Origin of the sequence: Paenibacillus pabuli, assembly GCF_039831995.1 — a bacterium.
Taxonomy (GTDB): Bacteria; Bacillota; Bacilli; order Paenibacillales; family Paenibacillaceae; genus Paenibacillus; species Paenibacillus pabuli_C.
The window spans coordinates 1,084,093-1,109,081 of sequence record NZ_JBDOIO010000003.1 but is presented as its reverse complement, the minus strand read 5'-3'; the positions used below and the strand labels follow the sequence as shown (position 1 = coordinate 1,109,081).

22 protein-coding genes are annotated in these 24,989 nt (G+C 45.0%); 18 read left to right on the top strand and 4 right to left on the bottom strand.

From position 1 onward, the window contains the following. The first annotated feature begins 59 nt into the window (after nt 1–59). The 3 genes from ABGV42_RS07030 to ABGV42_RS07020 all read left to right on the top strand — a co-directional run bounded on the left by ABGV42_RS07030 (nt 60) and on the right by ABGV42_RS07020 (nt 2,741). Nucleotides 60–491 carry a MarR family winged helix-turn-helix transcriptional regulator gene (locus ABGV42_RS07030; protein ID WP_347381025.1) on the top strand — a complete coding sequence of 144 codons (432 nt, stop codon included), beginning with the start codon at nt 60–62 and terminating at the stop codon, nt 489–491. 99 nt (nt 492–590) lie between these two features. Beyond that, nucleotides 591–1,676, top strand: coding sequence for a YhgE/Pip domain-containing protein (locus ABGV42_RS07025; protein WP_347381024.1), 1,086 nt, complete (start codon nt 591–593; stop codon nt 1,674–1,676). Nucleotides 1,677–1,904: 228 nt separating this feature from the next. Continuing rightward, complete coding sequence (locus ABGV42_RS07020; protein ID WP_347381023.1) at nt 1,905–2,741, top strand: alpha/beta fold hydrolase; 837 nt, start codon at nt 1,905–1,907, stop codon at nt 2,739–2,741. An 85-nt stretch (nt 2,742–2,826) separates the two neighbouring features. On the opposite strand, the gene metE is transcribed toward ABGV42_RS07020, so the two are convergent. Beyond that, nucleotides 2,827–5,121: a 5-methyltetrahydropteroyltriglutamate--homocysteine S-methyltransferase gene (gene metE, locus ABGV42_RS07015; RefSeq protein WP_347381022.1), complete on the bottom strand. Its 2,295-nt coding sequence runs from the start codon at nt 5,119–5,121 to the stop codon at nt 2,827–2,829. A gap of 201 nt (nt 5,122–5,322) precedes the next feature. Here metE and ABGV42_RS07010 point away from each other — a divergent pair, with 201 nt between their 5' ends. Next, nucleotides 5,323–5,526: a DUF6366 family protein gene (locus ABGV42_RS07010; RefSeq protein ID WP_347381021.1), complete on the top strand. Its 204-nt coding sequence runs from the start codon at nt 5,323–5,325 to the stop codon at nt 5,524–5,526. A gap of 112 nt (nt 5,527–5,638) precedes the next feature. Further along, nucleotides 5,639–6,112: a GNAT family N-acetyltransferase gene (locus tag ABGV42_RS07005; RefSeq protein WP_347381020.1), complete on the top strand. Its 474-nt coding sequence runs from the start codon at nt 5,639–5,641 to the stop codon at nt 6,110–6,112. A 199-nt stretch (nt 6,113–6,311) separates the two neighbouring features. On the opposite strand, the gene ABGV42_RS07000 is transcribed toward ABGV42_RS07005, so the two are convergent. Together ABGV42_RS07000 and ABGV42_RS06995 are read right to left on the bottom strand one after the other, a co-directional pair. After that, nucleotides 6,312–8,627, bottom strand: coding sequence for an MMPL family transporter (locus ABGV42_RS07000; protein WP_347381019.1), 2,316 nt, complete (start codon nt 8,625–8,627; stop codon nt 6,312–6,314). 41 nt (nt 8,628–8,668) lie between these two features. Continuing rightward, a complete protein-coding gene (locus ABGV42_RS06995; protein ID WP_347381018.1) occupies nt 8,669–9,280 on the bottom strand; it encodes a TetR/AcrR family transcriptional regulator in 612 nt (203 codons plus the stop codon). Between the two features lie 222 nt (nt 9,281–9,502). On the opposite strand from ABGV42_RS06995, the gene ABGV42_RS06990 reads away from it, so the two are divergent. From ABGV42_RS06990 to ABGV42_RS06955, 8 genes are all read left to right on the top strand, one after another. Continuing rightward, complete coding sequence (locus ABGV42_RS06990) at nt 9,503–10,555, top strand: ROK family protein (RefSeq protein WP_347381017.1); 1,053 nt, start codon at nt 9,503–9,505, stop codon at nt 10,553–10,555. 49 nt (nt 10,556–10,604) lie between these two features. Beyond that, nucleotides 10,605–11,171, top strand: coding sequence for a sugar O-acetyltransferase (locus ABGV42_RS06985; RefSeq protein WP_347381016.1), 567 nt, complete (start codon nt 10,605–10,607; stop codon nt 11,169–11,171). Between the two features lie 279 nt (nt 11,172–11,450). Then, on the top strand, nt 11,451–12,920 hold the full coding sequence (locus ABGV42_RS06980; RefSeq protein WP_347381015.1) for a sensor histidine kinase: 1,470 nt from the start codon (nt 11,451–11,453) through the stop codon (nt 12,918–12,920). A 6-nt stretch (nt 12,921–12,926) separates the two neighbouring features. Continuing rightward, complete coding sequence (locus ABGV42_RS06975) at nt 12,927–13,619, top strand: response regulator transcription factor (RefSeq protein ID WP_347381014.1); 693 nt, start codon at nt 12,927–12,929, stop codon at nt 13,617–13,619. 119 nt (nt 13,620–13,738) lie between these two features. Further along, nucleotides 13,739–15,247: an S-layer homology domain-containing protein gene (locus ABGV42_RS06970; protein WP_347381013.1), complete on the top strand. Its 1,509-nt coding sequence runs from the start codon at nt 13,739–13,741 to the stop codon at nt 15,245–15,247. Between the two features lie 9 nt (nt 15,248–15,256). Then, nucleotides 15,257–15,958: an ankyrin repeat domain-containing protein gene (locus tag ABGV42_RS06965; RefSeq protein ID WP_347381012.1), complete on the top strand. Its 702-nt coding sequence runs from the start codon at nt 15,257–15,259 to the stop codon at nt 15,956–15,958. An 822-nt stretch (nt 15,959–16,780) separates the two neighbouring features. Further along, the gene (locus ABGV42_RS06960; RefSeq protein ID WP_347381011.1) at nt 16,781–17,257 is read left to right on the top strand and encodes a GNAT family N-acetyltransferase; all 477 of its coding nucleotides are present in this window, start codon (nt 16,781–16,783) and stop codon (nt 17,255–17,257) included. A gap of 186 nt (nt 17,258–17,443) precedes the next feature. Further along, nucleotides 17,444–18,475 carry a phosphotransferase enzyme family protein gene (locus ABGV42_RS06955; RefSeq protein ID WP_347381010.1) on the top strand — a complete coding sequence of 344 codons (1,032 nt, stop codon included), beginning with the start codon at nt 17,444–17,446 and terminating at the stop codon, nt 18,473–18,475. 38 nt (nt 18,476–18,513) lie between these two features. Here the strand turns inward: ABGV42_RS06955 and ABGV42_RS06950 are convergent, their stop codons facing one another. Beyond that, nucleotides 18,514–18,852, bottom strand: coding sequence for a winged helix-turn-helix transcriptional regulator (locus tag ABGV42_RS06950; RefSeq protein ID WP_347381009.1), 339 nt, complete (start codon nt 18,850–18,852; stop codon nt 18,514–18,516). A gap of 105 nt (nt 18,853–18,957) precedes the next feature. Between ABGV42_RS06950 and ABGV42_RS06945 the strand changes: the two genes are divergently transcribed. The 5 genes from ABGV42_RS06945 to ABGV42_RS06925 all read left to right on the top strand — a co-directional run bounded on the left by ABGV42_RS06945 (nt 18,958) and on the right by ABGV42_RS06925 (nt 24,959). Next, nucleotides 18,958–19,872 (top strand): arginase family protein, encoded by a 915-nt coding sequence (locus ABGV42_RS06945; RefSeq protein ID WP_347381008.1) that lies wholly within the window; start codon nt 18,958–18,960, stop codon nt 19,870–19,872. 106 nt (nt 19,873–19,978) lie between these two features. Beyond that, the gene (locus ABGV42_RS06940) at nt 19,979–20,485 is read left to right on the top strand and encodes a GNAT family N-acetyltransferase (RefSeq protein WP_347381007.1); all 507 of its coding nucleotides are present in this window, start codon (nt 19,979–19,981) and stop codon (nt 20,483–20,485) included. A gap of 248 nt (nt 20,486–20,733) precedes the next feature. Then, a complete protein-coding gene (locus ABGV42_RS06935; protein ID WP_347381006.1) occupies nt 20,734–21,486 on the top strand; it encodes a response regulator transcription factor in 753 nt (250 codons plus the stop codon). Then, entirely contained in the window at nt 21,455–23,110 is a 1,656-nt protein-coding gene (locus ABGV42_RS06930; protein ID WP_347381005.1) for a sensor histidine kinase, read from the top strand. Before ABGV42_RS06935 ends, ABGV42_RS06930 begins: the two co-directional genes overlap by 32 nt. Nucleotides 23,111–23,321: 211 nt before the next feature. Further along, complete coding sequence (locus tag ABGV42_RS06925; RefSeq protein WP_347381004.1) at nt 23,322–24,959, top strand: extracellular solute-binding protein; 1,638 nt, start codon at nt 23,322–23,324, stop codon at nt 24,957–24,959. Nucleotides 24,960–24,989: the final 30 nt, after the last annotated feature.

Here is a 24,989-nt window from a genome sequence, read left to right as displayed (position 1 = left end):
ATATTCTTCTTAAAGAATATTAATAGGCTATGCTAGTATTTCAGGGAGGGCTTAACCTGATGTCAACTCATCAAGAGAAAGATCCCATTGGTTTGTTACTATCCAGGACATACTTTGTCCACAAGAAAAGGGTTACACATTTGCTGCAGGATTACGGCATTACCCCTGAACAATTCGGTATGCTCGAACAACTGTATCAGAACGAAGGCATTACACAGAAGAAGTTATCTGAACTCCACGGTAAAGATCAAACGAGTGTCGGCAAGACTTTGGAGCGGTTGGAACATAAGGATCTTATTATTCGAAGCACCGATCCTGTTGATCGGCGAGCCATCCTGCTGCGACTTTCCGAGGAGGGGAAAGAGCTTTATTTACAGGTAGTTCCTCTGATGAATGATATGGATCAGTCATTGAGGGAATTAATTACCCCGGAAGGGGCAGATCAACTTGCCGTATTACTCAACAAAATCTATCAAGGAATCTCCAGCTGATCCGTCAGCTGACTTTTTTTGCGGAGATACATGCATAGCCTATTATATGCTAGACTATTAATTTGCACCTGGAGCTATATCCAAGAAGGAGAGAAATTCATGTCTGTTTTTTCAGTATTAAAAGATTTTTTAAAGATTCTACAAACCAAGATCGGATTGGTCTTTGCGCTGGTCGTTCCATTGCTATTCACCATTGTCTGGTTAACGGGATACAACGGAGCAACTGATCGAGTGGACCAACTTAAAATAGGCACTATTAACTCCGACGGAGCGAATGGACAGAACATTGAAAAGATCATTCAGGAAACGGTTCCTTTCAAAACAGAAAACTATTCATCTCTTAAAGAAGCGGAGCAAGTCATGAATGATGGGGATATTGGCATGATCGTTAGCATTCCAGCCCAGTTCGCTGCGAACCTGGACAAAGGTGAAGGGCAATTAACGTATTATGTCAATCAGGCAGCTTCGGAAGTTTCCAGATCCATATTGGAAGGGTCGGCTGAAGGTATATCTTCCAGCGTAGGCGCTCAGCTATCAGGAATTGTTCAAAAAGAAGTGGTCACGACAAATGTGGTTAAGTCTAACAACATCACCAATTTTGCACTCAGCATGCTGCCCATGATCCTTGGTTTTATCACATATATCGCAGTGATGACCATGAATATTCAATTGAATCTGTCGACCATGATGCTTGGCCGCAAGTATGATCGATGGAAGATTTTCTGGGCAAGACAGCTTCTGTTATTGATTGTATGTATCGTAGCTCCTCTCATTATTACAAGTGTAGCCATGTTGTTTGTCACACCTGTCGCTTCCTTCTGGGAAATGTGGGGCTTCCATATTCTCGTATACATCGCCTGTGTATGTCTGACTCAAATGTCATTTGTATTATTTGGTGGATTAGGCGCACTGTTTAACGTAGCCATGATTCCTTTCCAGCTCATGACAGCAGGCAACATTATCGCCACCGAAATGCTCACACCGTTCTATCGTCACATTGGGGATTTCCTGCCTGCATCCAACGCTGTGCGGGGATACGTCCGACTCATCTATAGTGGAGCGTCAGTATCTTCAGTCGTGATCAATCTTATCTTGATAGCACTGGTTACATGGGGAATAACATGTGCACGTGTGGCTTTGCATAGAGCACCAGCACCCGGCGCAGCAACCACTAGCGCTCATTAAACCAAGTAAACCGTACCTGTACCGATAAGAAATATTTGATTATAAGTCGCCTAACAGGCGGCTTTTTTTGCTGATGAAAGTGATAAATTCTTTTTGGGTATAATCAATTTATTCAGTTCAAATGGCACACTCCATTTAATTCTTGGGTACGATTGACAACAGTAGATTGCAAATGTAACATTTAAATAGTAACAAACTAAAATATAATAACTAACGGAGGGATTTTCCATGGCTAAAGTAAATGTAGGCGAAGAGAATGCACAACCAATTGAACTGTATTACGAAGATCATGGCGCGGGAAAACCCATCATCCTGATTCATGGATGGCCTTTGAGTGGTCGATCTTGGGAGAAGCAAGTACCTGCCCTGATCGAAGCGGGCTACCGTGTTATCACGTATGACCGTCGTGGATTTGGTCAGTCTTCACAACCTTGGGAAGGTTATGACTATGATACATTTGCTTCAGATTTACATAAATTGATTTTGCACCTTGATCTGCGCGATGCTACACTGGTCGGATTCTCCATGGGTGGTGGCGAAGTAGCACGCTATGTCGGAACATACGGTACAGAGCGGGTTTCCAAAGCGGTATTTGCAGGCGCAGTTCCTCCATATCTGTATAAGACCGAAGACAATCCTCAAGGAGGATTGGATGATGCAACGATCGAAGAATTCCAAAATGGAGTAAAAGGCGATCGTCTAGCATTCCTGGATGGCTTTACGAACAACTTTTTCGCTGCAGGAGATCGTACAGACCTCGTGAGCGAACCATTCCGTATCTATAATCGGGATATTGCAGCTTTGGCTTCTCCTAAGGGTACTTTGGATTGTATTGCTGCCTTTGCTCTTACCGATTTCCGTCAGGATCTGGAGAAATTCAACATTCCAACACTCGTTATCCATGGTGATTCGGATGCTATCGTACCCCTTGAAGTTAGTGGACAACGTACCCACGAATCTATTCCAGGCAGCCGTCTTGTAGTGGTGGAAGGTGGACCACACGGCTTTAATGCGACTCACCCTGAAGCATTTAATGCAGCATTGATTGAATTTTTGCAGGGTTAAGCTGGATTGAGTTAACGTTTGAACAAAGTACGGAATGCAAACAAGCAGGGCACCCCATGTAAAGCGGGCGTCCTGCTTTTTCGATTTACACCACGTTGATTGCATGATGTTGTTCACGAGCGATTTGGGTCGCCTGAACCATATTGCGCAAGGAAGCGACCGTTTCTTCACGTCCGCGAGTTTTCAGACCGCAATCCGGATTAATCCAGAACAGCTTGGGATCCAGCACACGCAAGGCGCGCTCAATCATGTTTGTCATTTCTTCCACGCTTGGGATACGAGGACTGTGGATATCATACACACCGAGCCCTATGCCGAGTTTGTACGTATTTAATTCGAAGCTGTGAATCAGCTCCCCATGACTTCGTGATGTTTCAATAGAGATGACATCAGCGTCCATGGCTTCGATCGAATCGATCATGTCATGGAATTCGCAATAACACATATGAGTATGAATTTGAGTTGTTTCTTGCACCGTGCATGTGGAGATGCGGAAAGCTTTGACTGCCCAGGACAGATATTCGGCTTGCTGGTCTTGCTTGAGTGGTAGGCCTTCGCGAACAGCAGGCTCATCCACCTGAATCATACCGATGCCCGCCTGTTCAAGAGCTTCCACTTCCTGTCTGAGTGCATAAGCCAGCTGATAAGCAATGTGCTCGCGCGGGATATCATCCCGAACAAAAGACCAGTTCATAATGGTGATCGGTCCGGTCAGCATTCCTTTTACCGGATGCTGGGTCTTCGACTGGGCGTATTTGGTTTCTTCGACTGTCATTTCCTGAACAAAGGCTACATCCCCGAAAATGATCGGAGGTTTTACACACCGGGAACCATAGGATTGTACCCAGCCATACTGAGTGAAGGCAAATCCTGCGAGCTTCTCACCGAAGAATTCCACCATATCTGTGCGTTCAAACTCCCCGTGCACCAGCACATCCAGTCCGATATCTTCCTGAATTTGAATCCAGGCATCAATTTGCTCCCGAATAAACTGGCCATATTGCTCGTTGCTCAACTCACTCTTGCGCCACTGTTGACGAGCTTTGCGTACTTCAGCGGATTGGGGAAAACTGCCGATCGTTGTTGTCGGAAAAAGAGGCAGCTTCCATTTCTCCTGCTGAGCAATATGACGTTTAGCGAACGGAAGGGAGCGTGCCGGCTCTTGTAAACGGAGTGCTTCAACGGCCTTCTGCACATCGACACGATTACGTTCTTGTGACTGCTTAAGAGGCAGCAGCGCCTGATCTGCGTTATGGATTTCATCCAGGATGTCAGCATCCCTAGATGTGCATGCTTTTGTCAAAAGAACAATTTCCTTCAGCTTTTCATCTGCAAAGGCAAGAGAGTTCTTAAGCGCTGGTGCGAGTTTCGTCTCCCGTTCTGTAGTGACAGGCACATGCAAAAGGCTGCAGGACGACTGCACGATTACACGCTCAGGTGTTACCCGTTCAGTCAGCTCATCAAGCAGTACCCGTTTCTCTCGAAGTGAAGCCTTCCAAATTCCGCGACCGTCAATGATTCCTGCGCCCAAAACCTTATCATCCGGGAAGCCGTATGTCTTGATGGATTGCAGATTACCGGAGAGCCCTTGTGCAAAATCCAGCCCGATTCCTTGTACTGGAAGTGCAATGATGTCGGTATAATTCTCCACGGATTCAAAGTACGTTTGCAGCAAAATCTTCAAGTTAGGAACTTCGGCTGCAAACGTTCTATAGATGTGCTGGAGAAGCTGTACGTCATCCTGGCTTAATTGGGTAACCAGAACGGGTTCGTCAATCTGAACCCAATGAACACCTTCCTTTGCAAGCTCCCGAAGTACCTGAGTATAGAGCGGAAGCAAACGGTCCAGCCAAGCTGCAGTCTCGGATTTGTCATACCCTTTGGAGAGTTTCAGAAAGGTTAACGGTCCGACGATCACCGGCTTGCCTTCAATTCCGAGCTTCTCTTTGGCTTCGCGGTAAGCAATGAGAGGTTTATTTTCGGTAAGCGCCGGAGTGATATCATTCAGTTCAGGTACGATGTAGTGATAATTGGTGTTGAACCATTTCGTCATTTCGCTGGCTGCAGCATCCTTCGTGCCTCGTGCAATGCCATAATACACGGACAAAGGAACGGCACCGCCGTCATATGTAAATCGTTTTGGAACGATACCGAACATCACGGCCGTATCAAGAATGTGATCATAATAACTGAAGTCGTTGACTGGAATGAGATCGATTCCTTGGTCACGCAGTTTGCGCAAATGGTCTAACCGGATCTCCTGTAAACGGGTCTGAAACGCGGCTTCATCCAGTTTGCCCGACCAGAAGGCTTCGAGTGCTTTTTTCCATTCCCGATCTGCGCCAATCCGCGGGTAACCCAATACACTGCTTTTTGTCATCAACATAACCCCTCTTCAAATGTGTTACAGAAAAGTTATCACAGATATGAAGTTATAATGTAATTCCATTAAATTATATCTAGCTATAGCCTGAGGCTATATCAGAAGAGATCAGATAAGTTAGAAAGGAACTGGATGTTAATTCCATATGATATGATTACATAAATGCAAGTCATCGACTGGAGATATTGGAGGGATAGGATGAACATCGATCAAGAGACCCCGGAGAATATAAGAGAACGACTACAACGAGAAGAGAAGCAAGGTCGTGCTGTTGGTACGTTTAAGGATGGATTGGACCGTGCCCAATTGGGTAATCTGGGAGAACTGGCAAGCAGTCTGGGATGGATCGGTATAGGAGTGGTTATCGTAGTGATTATAGCTGTTTTTGTATGGTTGAAATAATTCACTTATACAAAACATCTATCGATGGAACAATTGACGCTGCCATCTGCAGGTGTTATTTTATACACATCTGGAATACCAATAAAACCAATAGAGTAAAGGGGATTTGCATATGTCGTTGGTTGTACAAGCGGCTGCTGAGGACGTACGCAGTGAGGATTCAGTACTGTTGATCCGGGAATTAAGCAGTGAGCTGGGCTTGTTGTACGGAGGTGATGGAACCGCAGGATTTCAACCTTCGGACGTCGAAAAGCCTCGTGCTGCCTTTATTGTTGCCAGACTTGATGGGCATCCGGTCGGGTGCGGAGCCATCAGGCCGCTGGATGATCAATCCGTTGAGGTTAAGCGCATGTACACAAGACCCGGATATCGTCGTAAAGGCGTTGCTCAAGCCATACTGGCTGAGGCCGAGCGTCTTGCTGTGGAGTTTGGCTATACCAATCTGAAGCTTCAGACGGGTCCGCTTCAGCCAGGAGCTGCAGCACTTTATGAAAGGGTAGGCTATTACAGCATTCCGATTTTCAGTGGCGACTGGGACAGGGTTTTGGCTTTTCAGAAAGACTTGGTACATGAGCGCGTGAATTGAAAAATAACAAAGCATAAACAATGTATAAATAAAGCACCTTCAAGGCTTCCATAACCTTGTCGTTCGACAAGTAGAGTCCAAGAAAGTGCTTTATTTTGGTTTGAAGACTATTATTGAATCGAACAAACGATGTGTATATAACGAACTGAATTAGTCCAGAAAAGACACAAGAGTCAAGTTAAACTAGATTCGATCTGGCTTACTGTTTTTCTTTTGCATTCAGTTCGGCAATGAGCTTGTCACCTTCAACATCCAGGTTAGGAAGTGAGCGATCCAGCCATTTTGGCAGCCACCAGGCTTTATCTCCGAAGAGAGACATAACTGCTGGAACCAGCGCCATCCGAACAACAAATGCATCAATCAGAATGCCCAAGGCCAAGGCGAATCCAATCTGCTTAATCATAATGTCATGCGTGAAAATAAAGCCTGCAAATACGGATACCATGATAATGGCCGCTGCAACGACAACGCGGCTTGCCATCTGATAACCATTCATTACACTTTGATTACCACGATTTCCGTGCACGTAGGATTCTCTCATGGAAGAAACAAGGAAGACCTGATAGTCCATGGCCAGACCGTAGAGAATCCCTGTTACCATGATTGGAATGAAGCTGAGCAGCGGACCGCCCGTGTCAAAGTCAAACAACGCCTTCGCCCAACCCCACTGGAATACGGCAGTAGTCAGACCAAACGTGGCCAGAATACTAAGCAAGAATCCAATCGTTGCCTTGATCGGAACCAGGATAGACCGGAAGACCAGGAGCAGAATGACCAGGGACAAAATAACGATGATACCGATATACACAGGGAACACCTCAGCAAGTTTGGCAGACATATCAATATTGACCGCCGTAAGTCCGGTAACACCAAGCTTCATATCGTGATTGACTGCAATGGTAGAGTCGGGAGAACGCAATTCTTCAACCAGCTGTTTGGTTGCCGTGTCTGTTGGACCGGAATCCGGAATGAGACTCAGAATGGCCATTTTGCCGTCTTCACTGACACCTGCCGGTGTTACAACCGAGACGTGTTCGAATTGCTGCAGATCCTGGGCGATGGCACCCAATGTTTGCAGGGATACGGTTTGGGAAGCGTCAGTAGGTTCGGCAACAATGAGCAGCGGACCGTTGAATCCCTCACCAAAACCTTTCGTAATGGCATCGTAACTTTGCCGTGCGGTCGTATCCAGGTTAGCCGTAGCGCCTGAAGGCATACCCAGTTCCATTTTGGCTACCGGGATCGCAGCCGTTCCCAGAACGACAATGACAGCTACAATGACAAGCCAGCGGAATTTAACGACACCAGAGATCCAGCGATTTGCAAATCCATTTGATTTTTTGTGTGCGTGGGACTGATTTTTCTCTCTTGCTTTACGAGAGCAGATGCGCTCACCCAGGAGACCCAGCAATGCCGGGAGAAGCGTAAGGGCAATTAGTACGCTAAACAGTACGGTAACCGATGCAACGATGGCCATCATGCTCAGGAAGGTGATACCAATCACCAGCATTCCACAAAGTGCAATGATCACCGTTAATCCAGCAAAGAACACGGCACTTCCTGCAGTTCCAACAGCTCTGCTGGCCGCTTCGCGTGCATTCAGGTTCTGGTCGAAAATAAGTCTCCGCTGACGATTGACGATGAATAATGCATAGTCAATACCAACGGCAAGCCCGATCATGAGAGCGAGTACAGGCGTAAAGGATGTCATGCTGACAAAGTTGGAAACAGCAAATGCTCCACCAACACCAGCTGCAACCCCAAACAGGGCAATGACAATCGGCAAACCTGCGGCAACGACTGAACCAAGCGTCATGAACAATACAATTGCCGCAATGATCAGCCCGTAGATCTCGTTGGTTCCAATCGGGATACCCACTTCTTTCAGGGAGTCACTTGGCAAAACCGAGATATTTGTACCTTGTCCAGCTTCGCTTACTGCACTAACAACCGAATCCGTGACACCCTTAGGCAGGGAGTTTTGTTGGACCGTGAATTGGAACTGGAACAATGCAACATCTCCAGCGTTTGAGATCAACACGCCTGGTACAGGCATTCCATCAATCATCAGTGGTCCATAAGGAGGCAGGCTGCTTGGATCTGCACTTTGCTCACCTGCTCCAGCTGTACTCTGACTGGCCTGTTCCTGCATGGCTGAGGCATCGGCGCCACTGGCAGCAGCCAACTCAGCAGGGTTAATGACATAATCCAGTTTGTAAACTTCACTTACTGCCTTACTGATGGCCGCCAAATTCTCAGGCGTATCCAAACGCTCGCCTTCAGGAATATTAAATATCACACTTCCCTGGCCGCCAGAGGCTTGAGGAAGCTCTTTTTCCAATTTGTCCAAGACGTTCTGGGATGCTGTCCCTTCGAGTTTAATGTCCGAGGAAACATGCACACCATTCAAGCCGAGCGCAGTTCCAACTACGCCAAGCACCAAAATCCAACCCAAAATAAAATACCACGGCTTATCATAAGCCGTTTTCCCCAGCCTGTAGAGTAATTTAGACATTGAATTGATTTCTCTCCTTCTATCTCTAGTGATCTAATGATCTAAAATCCATCTCGCAAATACGTAAACATAGAATCTATGTACTCATCGAATGAAATAGATTCTTCCTTATCTTCTGAAGGGAGCCCGGGTAGTTGTACTTGTACACTCCCATCCAGCATAGGGATAATTGCCGCACAAACGGCGCCAGCCAGAAAGTGATTATACCCCGCCGGGTAACGGTCTCCAAATAATTCACTTAACATCAATTTAGCACCGTTTTGCAAGCGGTTCAGCAGGGTGAGCGTATGAGGCATTAAGCTTGGATAGATCTTCGACAGTTCCAAAATCTGATAAATTCGTCGAAGAACTTCTTCAGTCAATTGCATCTTAATGAACTGATACATCACCTCAAGCGGTGTTGTATCCTCAGGCAGCTGACTGATCATTTCGAAGTATTCCTCCATTCTATGAAAGTGCTCACCGGCCATGACCACGGCTTCTTCCTTACAGGAAAAATGATTGGCAAACGTTCTTCGTGAGTATCCGGCACGCTGCACAACATCCTCAACCACAAATCCGTCCATTCCATGCTCTAATGCTAGTTGGAATGCAGCTTCAGATAGGGCACTTGCAGTCGCTTCCTTTTTAATGGCACGCAAGCTTTGTTTCAAATTATCTCACCTCCAGTTCCTACAATGATTTTGCGAATGGTTCTATCATATCAATTCATTGCCCAATGTGCAATTTTACCCAAAGGGAAATTATGCTCAGAAGGTAATTAAATCGATTTGTTTAATACTTTCGGATACTTCTGATTGAAGTTGGATGTGGACTTTAAAGGAAAAATACATTATGTTAATACTTAATGAAAGTATTTTTATAAGTGTGAGGAGGTGAAATTCATTACGAATAATATGATTACAAACAACACCATGCGAGTTAAGAAAATGAACCGGGAACTGGTGCGGCAAACGTTAAAAAAGATGGGGCAAGGCACGAAATCAATGGTCGCCGAGGCAACAGGGTTAAGTGTTGCGACCTGCCGGAGCATATTGTTAGAACTACTCGAAGCCGGTGAGCTCGTAGAACTGGATCTGGAAGAATCCAGCGGGGGCAGGCCAGCTCAAGTTTATAAATTTAATGAGAACTTTTCCTATATCGTCTGTCTAATTGTAAAAGCGGGTGTCCAATGCCACTCCGTCTCGTATTCCGTAACCAACTTGTATGGGGAGATTGTGGAGGAAGGCTATCAGGAAACGGAAAAGGATCAGATGAACGAAGTAGTCATCTATGAATTGATTGAAAGACTTATCGGTAAATTCCCCTTAATCCGAGCCGTTGGAATCGGTGTTCCGGGTGCAGTTAACCAAGGCGTTGTTAATGTGTCCGATATTCCACGTCTGGTTGGTGTTCCACTGGCTGCATACATACGAGGAAAATACGAGGTCGAAGTTATAGTTGAGAATGACATGAACTTAACCGTTTACGGGCTCTATCAGAAACAGGAGTACCAGGATGAGAAGTCCATTGTTGTTGCGACCTTTATTGAAGGCTCCTTACCGGGAGCTGGAATCATGATTGATGGGCATATTCACAGAGGGAATACCCAGTTCGCCGGAGAAATCGCTTTTTTGCCACTCGGCCTCTCGTATGATGAGCAGTTCAGGTTACTCCATGATCGGGAAACGTTCCATCCGCTGGCTGCACGCGCGGTATCAAGCCTGATTGCTGTGATGAACCCGGAAACCCTTGCTTTGACTGGCACGCTGGTACAACCGGAGGATGTCGAAATGATCCGGAACGAATGCCTGAAATATATACCGGAGATGCACATGCCACAGATTAAACTTTTGGATGAACCGGATGAGAATTATAAGTATGGCTTAATGACATTGACGATGGAAAGCCTCACATATTCGCTGCAGCTTGTCGAAAAGCGGAGGTAAGTATCGGCATATGAACTAGTACAGAATCGAAAGGGATGTTATGAAACCGATGAAAACAGAAAAAGAAAAAATGCTGGCTGGAGAGCTCTATAAAGGTTGGGACCCTGAATTGACGCGTGATCGCGCATACGCCAGACGGATGACCCGCATGTTTAATCAAAGTACCGAAGCTGATGAGGAACTTAAAACAGACATTTTGAAAAAATTGCTGGGATCAACTGGGGAACATCTAAGCATGGAGCCTAACATCCGGTTCGATTATGGCTACAATATCCATGTGGGCGACCACTTCTATACCAATTTTGATTGCACCATTTTGGATGTGTGTGAGGTGAGGATTGGCAGTCACTGCTTATTCGGGCCAGGTGTTCATATCTATACGGCAACACATCCGATCGATCCTTCCGAGAGAAATGAAGGGCCCGAATATGGTAAGCCGGTAACGATCGGAGATAACGTGTGGGTGGGCGGACGAGCCATTATTAATCCTGGAGTTACTATTGGCAATAATGTTGTCATTGCGTCCGGAGCCGTGGTAACCAAGGATGTTCCGGACAACGTGGTTGTTGGAGGGAATCCAGCCAAGGTGATCAAGGAAATCGAAGTTTCGCGGTAAAATCCTATACAGTAGTGAAAGACACGAAGGAATATCGGTTAAACAACTTGTTGATATCAGATTCGTGGAAGAGAGCTAAGTCTGCAATGGGATTCTAGAAACGAACCAAAGCCGATATGGAGACTAATCCATATCGGCTTTTTGTTATTTCCTAGACAGAAAGGATAACGAATCATTATTCATCTGATGTGAGAGCTTTTTTTGCATCTGGGCAATTGATTCAATCTTGTGTTAACATGTGCACTAACTAATCATAAACATCTTTAAAAAGGGGAACCCATGTCCATTCGAATAAAAATGCTGCTGTCTTTCACGGGCATGCTCGTTATAAGTCTTCTGTTCATCCTGCTAACGGCAAGTCTGTATACTATTGCGGCAACAGGGGATTTGCAGAGTTTTCGTGATATTTACAAGGTACACTATCAGATCAACCCCTTAACCGAACAGGGAGAATCGATCTTTCAAGAGATGAAGTTTATGGCCAAAAATGAACCAGACGAGCTGCAAAACAAGGTTTTGCTGCGTGAATACGACATGAAGCTTCGAGCCGAGAAGTCCGGGCTCTATGTCAGACGCGAGAACAGCCAGATCTTCGAATCGCTGACCTTCAATCAGCCTGAACTGAAGCAGGCACTGCCTGCCTATGATCTGAACAATTATCAGATACGCAGTACTTTCAATATTGGTGAACGCTTCTATGCGTATGCAAAGTTTGATTTTCAATATACAGATGGGGAACGGGGAAGCATCTTCGTTATTCGTGAGCGGAGTCCTTTTGCCGAACTGACCCGCAAGCTGCTGCCCGTAATGTCACTCCTGCTCATCGGGGTGCTCATTATTGCAAACCTGCTGTTGTTCCGCTGGATCACTCGAAGTTTCATTAAACCGCTGAATCAGTTGCGGAACTCCGCTGAGCAAATTAAGGAAGGTAATCTGTCCTTCAAGCTCCAGCTTAATTCCAATGACGAGGTTGGTCAGCTCAGTGAAGCGTTTGAGAGCATGCGGAATCAACTGCAGCGTTCCAATGACCTCAGGCAGCAGGATGAAGTGAATCGCAAAGAGCTCATCTCCAACATCTCGCATGATCTCCGGACACCGATCACCAACATTAAAGGCTATATTGAGGGGATTCGTGATGGGGTGGCGAATACTCCGGAGAAAATGGAAACATACGTAAACATCATTCATGCCAAAGCAGTTAGCATGGATAAGTTAGTGGACGAGCTATTCCTCTATTCGAAGCTCGATTTGAATCAGGAGCCTTTCCTGTTCAAAGAGGTAGACCTCGTTGATTTCCTGGAAGACAGCATTGAAGAGCTGAGATACGATCTGGAGGATAAAGGGGTAGAACTTAATTGGGACAATCAGGCTTCCGGTCCAGTCATGGCTTCTGTAGATCTCGACAAATTAAAACGTACTGTCGTTAATGTAGTTGATAATGCACTAAAGTATATGGAAAATGAACAAAAACGATTTGGCATTACGCTTCAAGCAGATGACGAATGGATTACGATGGCTTTTAAGGATAATGGCAAAGGGATACCGGAAGAGGCGCTGCCTCACATATTCGAACGCTTCTATCGGGCTGAACAATCTCGCAATTCCTCCACGGGGGGAAGTGGACTAGGGCTGGCAATCGCCCGCCAAATTATCGATGGACACGGAGGATTCATCTGGGCAGACAGTATACCTGGAGAAGGTACAATCATTTACATTCAATTGAAACGGCTCATGCACAAGGAGGACTAGCGGCAAGTGACAAGCATATTAATTATTGAAGACGAAACAACGATTGCCGAACTGGAACGGGATTATTTTGAACTTAACGGATTTTCTGTGGAGCTCTGCCATAACGGAGAAGAGGGTTTGAAGCTGGCTCTGGAAGGAGACTACAATTTGATCATTGTTGATCTGATGCTTCCGGGGCTCGACGGTTTCGAATGCTGCAGGCGTATCCGCGAGGTGAAGGAAGTACCGATTCTTGTTGTCTCCGCAAAAAAAGAGGAGATCGATAAGATCAGGACCTTCAACTTGGGCGTCGATGATTTTATTACAAAACCGTTCAGCCCAAGCGAGTTGGTTGCAAGGGCAAAGGCTCATCTAACCCGCTACGAGAGATTGCTCGGCAAGAGCAAACCGGTCGACCAGGATGAGATCCACATTCGCGGACTTCATATCGACAAGGGATCTCGGCGCGTTTTTATGAACGGCGAAGAGGTCGCAATTACAACCAAGGAATTCGATCTGCTCGTATTTTTGGCGAGTCATCCGAACCGTGTGTTCAGCAAATCCGATCTGTTCGAGCGGATTTGGGGCATGGATTCCAGCGGAGATATAGCCACAGTTACTGTTCATATTCGCAAGCTGCGCGGAAAGCTGGAGACAGATCCCAAAAATCCGGATTACATTGAAACCGTATGGGGTGCGGGTTACCGGTTTACCGTATAAGTTTCGAGAAAAATTAGCTTCAGTTTATATTTTGTTAATAATTTAGCCCTTAGGAGTTTCTTTTTGTCCTCTATTCTATAGATACAGGCAAGAACAACCTATAGAGGAGGAATTCAATCATGAATCCGACAACCCGAAAAATTGCTACATTTCTAACCATATCTGCATTAGGTACAGCAGTATTCCCGCTTGCTGCGAACCAAGTACATGCAGCTACATACGTTACCAACGTTGCCGCAACAACGGTACAGCTTAGCAGTCAGCAGATTGAGGCTGCCATCAAGGAATTGAACGGCTTGGGGATCATGAACGGTTATGCCGATCAATCCATGGGTGAACAAAGAGCCATCACCCGCGCGGAACTAGCTTCACTGGTGTACAAAACCTTCAGTCTCGAGAACAAGACGGGAGAAAGTGCAGAATTAACCGACGTTAATCCGGCTGCATGGTATGCGCCTTATGCAACGAAGCTCGTTGAACTGGGCATCATGGAGGCAAACGAGGGGCAATTCAATCCGCAAATCCAAGTATCCGATGCAGAACTTGAGCAGGTTGTATCCAAAGCGATGCAGCGTGACGTGAAATCCGTTCACCATTGGATGAGCACGTTCTATGCCGAGAACGGGGCGTCTACTCGCGGCGAAACAGCGGTACTGCTCAATACGGCACGCAAGGCCATTCCTTCCGAGCAGGCTCAGATTGAGAGTGTCAGATCGCTGAATGCCATTACGTTAATCGTGACTTTTGATAAACCACTCACGGCAGCAGATGAAGTATTTGCCAAAGCGCAAACGGACTTTGCGCTCAGCGGCGGATTGACGTTAACCAATATGCCTCGCCTGAAAACAGGATCAATTGCAACATACATCGTTCCAACGTCTGTTCAGAAAGCTGGTGAGGTGTATACCCTCACTTATAAAGGCCAGGATGCGGGTTCCTTCGAAGGCAGCGGAACGAAGTTAAATATGACGAAGGTTAGTCAAGTAACGAACGATACGTTCGAAATTGAAGCATTGAAGGAAAACGGTGTAGTCGATTACGGTTATATCATTTCAGCTTACAGCGGTGGTCGAGGGGCAAATGCATTTGTGCTGAATGACCAGGAACAAGCGGGAGGACAAACGTATCAAATTATCTCTTCCATGCAGGCAAGACAAGTTATGATTACGCCTGAAGGCGGAGAACCGATTGTTGCCAGATATGTTCCGTTCACGCAATCAACAGACGGCAAACAAGAACCGAAGTTCCGATTGCCTGAAGGACAATCGCTGCAATCCGGTGTCCAATATACGGTATCTTCTGACTGGGCGAATATCGATAATGCTACATTCACTGCACAGTCGTTTGATGCGCTGCAAGTTGCAAGTGCTCAGGCGGTGAGTGAAACTTCCATTGAAGTTACTCTTGCACAAGATCCTGGGGATGAGCTGTTTTCGGGCCGAAGTGTAACGTTAACCTCCCCGAGCGGTGACACCCTGACGGCAACATATAAATACTCAAGCCGGAAAGGTGCAACAGGAGTTTTCGACCTCGTTAACGATGGCAAGTTAATCCCAGGCACTACCTATGAGATCAGCCCCGTTGGGGATTGGAGTGTCGCTTCATCGGTTACAGTAACGCTGCAATAAGGAGGCAATATGAGCAAGTTGCTTTTAATGGCTATTTTAATCAGCAGTGTGTTCATCGTCCAAGGCTGTGCACCGGCAGTAGAAAATAACTCTACGGTGGAGGAGCAGGCAGCTTCACTGAACGAACAGCTCCTAACGGCAGCGGAGGAATCAGACCCCCAGAAGATCAAAAGAGTGCTTCAAGAGGGTGCGGATATCAATGCTCAAGATGAGGGAGGAAGAACCGCTGCCATGATTGCGACCTACAACAATGATCTGGCATCGGCTCAAATACTGATCGAAGCTGGTGCAGATGTTAATATACAGGACGATATGGAGAACAACCCGTTTCTGTACGCTGGCGCAGAAGGGTATCTGGATATATTGAAGCTCACGATTGAGGCGGGTGCAGATCCAGCGATGACGAATCGCTATGGAGGAACAGCACTGATTCCCGCTTCAGAGCACGGATATGTGGATGTAGTACGTGAGCTTCTCACTCAAACTTCTGTGGATGTGAATCATGTCAATCAATTGGGCTGGACGGCATTGCTGGAAGCGATCATTCTGAACGATGGGAATGAACACCAGCAAGAAACGATCCAGCTACTCATTGACCATGGCGCAGATGTGAACCTTGCGGATAGTGATGGTTTGTCACCTTTGAGCCATGCCAAGAAGAAAGGGTTCAGGGAAATCGAAGAGATTTTGCTTCAGGCTGGTGCGAAATAGAGTGTGAATTGGATCTTTAATAGGATGAAAAGAAACACCCACCCTAGAAACGTAGAATGTTGATTATCTATTGTGCATATGATTTGTAGAAGAAGTCGCCGATATGGCGGCTTTCTTTGTTTTAGGGAAAAGAAGTTCAGGCGAAGAACCGATGAAATGTAATCCGGACAACTCGTTTTCAGGGCTTCAAAATCGTAAATGCAGACTGATTTATAGTACTGTTTATCCCCTGGATTATATAAATCTATCTTTATTGGTGTAATTTGGTTTATCATAGGAATGGATGAGGTTTTGCGGTGTTGAATTTCAGGTGAGAAAGGAAACAAGGTATGGAACAAACCTATAAAACGATTTATCCCAGGGCGAAAGTCAATCTGATTGCCATGTCCATGTTGCAAATTTATCTATTTGTTAATCTCAATAGGAGCGATGAAAGATGGCCTACGCTGGTATACTCGTTTATGACCATATACGTTTTGACTTATATCATTGTGCTGTTAAAAATGTTATTTACGAAACTGACGTTTACGTTCGGAACAGAGTATGTTGTTTCCTCGAAGGGAAAGAAATTCGAAGCTTCTCAAATCAAGTGCATCTATATAAACTATGACAGAATTGGTTTTAAACTATATGGTCGGTATCTAGTGCCGATGGATTTATGTTTTTATTTTGATGAAAACGAGGAGTACGTAGGGTTGCAGCAGCTGCACCAATGGGCACAGCACAATAAGATAGAAGTGAAAAGGAAATTCTTTCAGGCATGGACGTAGTATTCAGTTCAATAAGAACTGGACAATCCGTAAGGGAGAGATTAAATCAATCGTGATAACGCTCAGAAAGATTACATTGGATAACCGACGTGTCATATTTAACCTGGAGGTAGCAGAAGAGCAACAAAAATATGTTGCTTCCAATCTTTCGAGTGTAGCCTCGTGTTTTGTTTTAGCGACCAATGGAGGTTCACCTTTTCCATTTGCAATCTACGCAGATGAACAACCTGTTGGGTTTGTAATGATTACGTATGGAATTACCGGTTATGATCTTCCCAAAATTGCTGACAATAACTACTGCATTTTACGGCTCATGATTGACAAGCAGCACCAGAATAAAGGATATGGCCGTGAAGCAATGAAGGAGGTAATTGAATTCATTCGTACTTTTCCGGCTGGTCCAGCCAAACTTTGTTGGATTCCATATAGCCCAGATAACCTGGCTGCGAAGAAGTTATATGAGAGCTTAGGCTTCAACGAGAACAGTGAAGTTTGCCACGGCGAGATTGTAACCGTATTAGAACTCTGAAATACTCATATAAAAATAAAACCATGACAGTCCTAATGTCATGGTTTTTCTCATGGTTGGAGGAATAGTAAGCTACCATTTACCGATAAAAATCAGTTTATAATGGAAAGTTACCTATTTCCAGTACATCATCTTACCTATAATTAACTATATAGGATCATAGCCTACTTAAAGAGGAGAAAATACATGAAGGATTTTTTTCGTTATGACTCGATGAAAGACAGAAATGCTCTGCTGGATAGAGCCAGAAATGTCGCTCTATCTGCATTACAGCAGTATGATTTGGCGTGGGAACGCATCCAGTATATTCAATTGTCGGATACGATTACTTACAAAGTTGAAACAAATACATCTGATTCTTATTTGCTTCGGATTCATTCCGATCGTTGGAGTAAGGAAGAAATACAATCAGAACTTATATTTCTTCAATCCTTGAATGCAGTGGATGAAATTCTTGTCCCCGTGGGGATCGTCTCTCTTACAGGTTCTCATGTATTAGAGGTTGATACGATTGAGGGTTATAGAAAACCGTATGTGACGGTGATGAAGTGGGTGGAAGGAGAGCATGTAAAGGGTGAGATTACGGGAGCTCTTGTTTCTAGAATGGGATCGATGATGGGAAAGCTGCATGAAGCAGTTTCCGGCTTAAACTTGCCTCCCAACTTTGTACGCCCCGTTTGGGGAGCAGACTCTTTTAGAGGTGAGATAGCGAAGCTTGAGCGTTATTATACACGATTTTTGTCGGATCAAGCCTGGACGGAATATCAGCATGCTGTCGAGAAAATATTAAGTACTCTTTCTGGTATGGAGAAAAATGGTCAAAACTACGGAATAATTCATGCTGATTTGCATGCCGATAATATCGTTTTCAAAGATGATCTACCGTATCCAATAGATTTCGGAAGATGTGGCTTTGGCTATTTTCTCTATGATCTGGCAGGCAGTTTATTGGGTCTTTATCCCAGAGAACGAATGACCTTCATCCAAGGTTACGAGAACGTGAGAAGACTGGGAACAGATTATATTCGAGACTTGGAATGTTTCTTCATTATGTTCATGATTGAAACCTACTGTCATCACGCATCTAACCCCGAAGAGAGCACAAGATTAATGGATGAACAACCTTATGCTCAAGCATACATTAGAGAATTTTTAAAAGGGAATCCTTTTTTGTTTGTTCCGATTGAACCGGAGGACATGGATAAGGTTCAACAGTGAATTTGAAATTAAGAAATCATGGAATCCCTTGATACGAGTTATGGTTGATTCTTCACTCCCCATTCACATAACTCCTCCATAATCGGTAGCAGGCTCTCTGCTTTGGCGGTGAGACTGTACTCGACTTTGGGAGGGACTTGTGGATATTCCTTCCGGCTCACCAGACCATCTGCTTCCAATTCTTTAAGTTGTGAACTTAACATTTTGTACGTAATCGCTCCAATCTGCCTCTTTAGATCATTGAATCGAACGGTTTGACCTTCAGCCAAGAGGTAGAGGATCACCATTTTCCATTTACCCCCGATTACAGACACCGTATAACCAAAGGGGGTATCCTGGATGTTCTTCACTTTACCTTTATATTCAGCCATGCTCATATGTACACTATCCTTCCGGGTAGTACCTATCATTAAAGTGCGTACTACGATATTATTCTCGTTCAGTTTATACTAGCCTTACTTTCAAGTAAAGGAGAGTATCGCATGTCTACAAAAACAATACGCCTGCTAATGCCACAGTGGCAAGGAGGCAATAATCCTAACTATTCTTTTGGTGCCGAACTTCTAGCCTGGCTGGCTCCAGATAATGATCAACCACTCATTAAAGTCCCTGTTCAACCTTATGATGGAACTCCACTTGTGAACGAGAACGGCATGAATGGAAGAACACAACTAATAGAACAACTGGAGGCTGCCGAGCATATCATCCAGGCTCACAAGCCGGATCGCATTATTATGTTTGGAGGCGACTGCTTGGTCGAACAGGCTCCTTTTGCCTATCTTAACGAACGATATGGTGGCGACCTCGGGTTAATTTGGATTGATGCACACAGTGATTTAGTTCGATATGTTGGCTATGATAACGGACATACGCTACCACTCGGGAATCTTCTGGGTGAGGGAGATGAGGAGTTCTCGAGCCATGTGAAGGTTCCTCTGAAGCCCGAAAATATCTTTATGGCGGGATTGGCCGTTCCTACGGAGCAAGAAGCAAAAGTTATCTCGGAAGCATTCGAAAGAATGGGTGTGTATTCGAAGGAATCGGACACGGAAGTCATTCAAAGACTGGGGATCAAAACAGCTGGAACAGAGGAGCTATCCAATAATCCAGATGCGATCAAAAAATGGATTAGAGAAAGTAATATCAAACACCTGGCGATTCACCTCGATTTGGACGTACTGGATCCCCAAAAATTTCGCTCATTGCTGTTTGCTAACCCTGACGAGCCGTATGTTTTCTCACCTGCGGGAACCATGCAATTACCTAAGCTTCTGCATTTGATTAAGGAGCTGTCGGAAGAAACGGAGGTCGTGGGCCTGGGCATAACCGAGCATATGCCGTGGGACGCGATTTATATAAGAAATCTGCTCAGCGAGATACCGATATTAAATACGTAAATGAAAAAGATTCAAACTTGATGTGGCTAACATTTCCCCGGAATATTTGATACTATTTAGGTAGTCTGAATCAATAGGAGAGAGATCTAAGAAAGGCAGGCTATCTATGAATCTTATATTTCCGCAAGTTAGCACATTAGAAGAAATCGCTGAATTGTCCCGATTGGCCGCCGAGATTTGGCAGGAGTATTACGTATCCATCATTACGCTTGAACAGATTGATTACATGATCCAAAAATACCAATCTGAATCAGCCATAACAGAACAAATTCATGAGCAGGGTTATGAATATTACTTCATTCAACGTGAAGAAACGCCTGTCGGCTACATGTCTGTAAGAGTAGAGGAAGATAAAATGTTCCTGAGTAAATTTTACATCGGCAAGGAACACAGGGGCCAAGGCTACGCCAGCCTAGCGTTTGCTTTTCTGGAGAAGCTATGTATGGAACGAGGTATTCATCTGATCTGGTTAACTGTCAATCGTCATAACGAATCAAGTATTGCTGTCTATGAGAAAAAAGGATTCCGAACTGTCCGGGAACAGGTTGCGGATATCGGCAATGGTTTTGTAATGGATGATTTTATTATGGAAAAGGCAATCCACATTTCTTAAACGAAAGATTCAGGTAAGTACAATATGATGAGACAGATGGTGAATAATTTTTTGATCATCATGAGCAATGAAGTCGCTGTTATAGCGGCTTTTTTTATTTAATAAAACACGGAACTGAAAATAGTTATATAAATGAAAGCCCTTTCTTCATTCTATGATATACTACGTTGTAACTGACATACCATGAATAACGAAGAGATTTTCCAGCAGGTTATCCTCTCACTTTCACGCGCAAAGGAGATGTCTTGATGTTTAATGTTCTTGTTGTGGATGATGAGTGTGTTCAAAGAGAAGGAATCAAGGAATTGATCGCACGTTATGGCTTTCCTTTTCACATCATGGAAGCGGAGAACGGAAAGAAAGCAGAGCAGCTATTGGTACGAAATACGATTGATATTCTGATTACCGATGTTAAAATGCCACTCATGGACGGACTGGAACTTAGCAAGATCGCACGCAAAACGCAGCAGAATATAGATATTGTCATTTGCAGCGGATACGATGAGTTTGAATACGCGCGTAGTGCGATTCGGTTGGGTGTCGTCAATTATCTGCTCAAACCGCTTGTGAAGGAAGAGTTTCTGCAAGTGATGGTGGATATTACGAAGATGAGTCCGTACGCTGGGAAGCCTGAGCCTGAAACCATGGAAATGAGGGTGATCCGGCAGGTTAAGGACTATGTGAAGGATAATCATCAGAAAGATATCTCTCTAACAGAAGCAGCTCACGATGTGTATCTGTCTCCTGGATATTTAAGCATCCTGTTTAAGAAAGAAACCGGAGAGAACTTCTCCAAATATTTGACGGATTACCGCTTGAGCCGTGCAAGCCATCTGCTTGCTCACTCTAATATGAAGATTAATGATGTTGCGATGGCTGTAGGCATTGACAACCATTCTTATTTTGCCAAGCTGTTCAAAAACAAGTTCGGCGTTAGTCCGTTACAGTTCAGAGAGTGCGGGGTGCTTCATGATCGGGTGGATCAAGAGCAGGTTCAATGATATCAGGTTCCGCAATAAATTATTACTATCTCATCTCGTTATTGCCCTCATTCCGATTCTTCTGCTTGGGCTGCTCTCCTTCATTCAATCCTATCGTATTCAGATGAAAGAGCTGCGAAGCGAAGCTGAAGCGAGCTTGGAGCAGGCAGCCAGCATTATGGATTACAAAATCAATCGCTACAATACGCTAAGTGAGTTTATGGTACTTAATCGAGATTTCTCGCAGATATTCACCAAAGACTATGATGAAAATTATTATCAGATGTACCTGGATTTTCGTGACATTATGGAGCCCATGATCTCAAACATCAAATTGATGGACGATGATATTGAAGGAATCACCTTCTATACCTCCGGAGAACTGCTCGGAATTCGCAATAACATTTTGCCCATAGGGGAGCTCAGGAGCAAAACATGGTACGACGGTTTCCGGGGCAGGCGCTGGATTGTGGATGGGGAGAAGCTCTATCTGGTTCAGGAACTGATCAGCAATCCAAAAGACAGCAACTTCATGGTCATATCCATACAGCATGACAGCATATTTGGGGATTTGGATAATCTGTCTGAGCACATATCCGTTCAAATCGAAGCCCAGGATCAACAAATCATTTTTCAGGAAAACAGAGAGCAGAATGCTGCAGCCGAAGTGGTAAAAAGGGAGCAGGGTGACCTGAGTTTGAGCCGATCCCTTGCCAGTAATGGCTGGACGATCCATTATAGTTTGCTAAATACCAATGCGTATGCGAATGCGATGAGCATTTTTCAAATTACGCTGTTTGTCATTATCCTCAGTCTGATCATTACTTTTCTGCTGATATATATCATCTCCAATAACTTTACCCGCCGAATTCTTCGTCTCAAGACGAAGGTCGACAAGGTGGAACGAAACAATCTGGACGTGATCATACAGAGTTCATCCCGTGATGAATTTGGTGAGCTGACAAACGGTATCGGTAAGATGCTCAGAAGGATCAACAGTCTGATCGCTCAGGTGTATCATGCTGAGATCGCCAAGAAGGAAAGCGAATATAACAGACTGATCAGCCAAATTAATCCTCACTTTCTGTATAATACACTCTCATTTATCCGGTGGAGGGCCGAGAAGAAGTCAGATATTGAAACAAGTTATATGGTATCGGCATTAGCCCGCTTCTACAGAACGACATTGAACCAAGGGAGACATATGACCACGATTGAAGCTGAAATCCAGCATATTAAGGCATACCTGGATTTGCAGCTTATTATGAACGATGGTCTGTTTGATGTGGATTACGATATTGACGAAGAGGCATTGCAAGCGAAGGTGATTCATTTTGTTTTACAGCCCATTGTTGAAAATGCCATTAAACACGGCTTTGTTGAAGCAGCAGCGACGGATTACTGCTTGCTGATTACAATTGGACGAGTGAGCGAAGGCATAAAATTAGCCGTTACCGATAACGGCGTAGGCATGACGCCTCAGCAGATCACTCGGTTGCTAACCAGTGAGAATGGGGGTTGCGGCGTACGTAACGTGAATGACCGAATCAAGCTGTACTACGGACAGGATTATGGACTCGTCATTCGGAGTGAACCTGGTCACGGAACAGAAGTGTCTATGGTGATTCCGGCCTCTTCAACGTAAACAATAGTTAAACCAATATAAAACGTTACGAAGTGAAGGCGGTTGCTGCGGCAGCCGCTTATTTGGTTTCCTCACAAGGTAACTACTCTGTCTGAAGGAAGATGGAGGTCATGAAAAAAGTAATACATATCCGAAAAAAATTGCATATACGTCAAAATTGAAAACGCATACAATTTGGTTATCAAGCAAATCAAATAAAGGGGATGACAGGATGAACAAACGCAGTAAGATCGCTTCACTGCTGATTGCCAGTATGGCGCTGGTTGTATTCAGCGGCTGCAGCGGGGGAAACAGTGATAACGCTCAGCCTCAGATATCGGAGCAGGACTACGAACCTTACGGCAAATATGAGACACCCGTCGAATTTACTATAGGTCGTAATACCAACCATGTGAATAACTTGCCTCCCGGCGATACCATTGAGGACAATTTGGCCACACGTTATGTAGAAGATCGGGTGAACGTCAAGGCCAAGGTGGCTTGGGAAACGGACGACATGGATCAGAAGCTGTCCTTATCCATGACCACGGGTGATCTGCCTGATGTTATGCTGGTCAGCCGTGAGATATTTAACCAGTTAGTTGACAATGATCTGATTGCCGATATGACAGAGGTTTACGAGAAAACAGCATCCGAAGGTGTGAAGAGCATCTATGGCTCCTACGGAGACTTGCTGCTGGATCAGGTTAAGGTAGACGGCAAAATCATGGGGCTTCCGATGACGAACATTGGTAATCAGCATCAATTGCTGTGGGTCCGGAAAGATTGGGTGGATAAGGTCGGCGCGAAGCTTCCGGAATCTGCTGAGGATGTATGGAATCTCGCCAGAACATTCGTGGAGAAGGACGTATCTGGCACAGGCAAGACGGTGGGCATGGTGATGGATTCCAATGCGATGAACTTTACACCAATATATGCGGCCCATGGTGCGTTTCCAATGAACTGGATCGAGAAAGATGGCCAGGTGGTATACGGATCCGTTCAGCCAGAGATGAAGCAAGCGCTGGCAGAGGTTAGTGCCATGTATAAGGAAGGCTTGATTGATAAACAATTTGCTGTCCGGTCGAGTGAAGAGAAAGAGGCACTGGTGATCAACGGACAGGCGGGCATGGTTTTTAATCCATGGTGGATCGGCTATACCAACTACAAAGATTCCATCAAACAAGATCCGGATGCAGTTTGGGTTGCAGTATCGGCACCACTGGACGATAACGGCAAGTTCAGAACGATACGGCAGGATCCGGTAGGAGGCGGTATTGTTGTAGTAAACAAGAACTTTGCCCACCCTGAAGCGATTATGAAGTCAGTCAACCTCACAACGGATTTCCTCTATGCCTTAACTGAGGATGCGATCAATTACAAAAAGGAACATCCCGATGAGATGCTGACTGATGCGAGCCGCTGGAACAATGATCCAACACAGATTCCGATGCAAGTCGATTATGACGATGTGTTGAAGCGGTATTACGAAGATTTAATGAAAGCTGATGAGACCGGAGATGCTTCCTCTGTTCAGGAAGACCGGGTCGTCTCATTCAAGGCCTATCAGGAATTCAAGGAGAAAGGGAATGCCGTTGACGTAAACACATACGGCGAATACCTCTCACGGATTGAGGGACAGCGTGAGGCGAATAATCCCAATCTGGAAGTCACTCCTGCAGGCTTTTATGGGACAACAGAGACCATGAAGCTGAAGTGGGCGAACCTGCAGAAGCTCGAAGAGGAAACAATCCTCAAAATTATTATGGGGCAAGCTTCTATTGACGAATTTGATACGTTTGTCGACACATGGAAACGGACGGGTGGAGACGAAATTACTGAGGAAGTCAACGAAATGAGCAAAAGGTAAAATAGCCGGATTGTAGTAGAAGCGTAATAT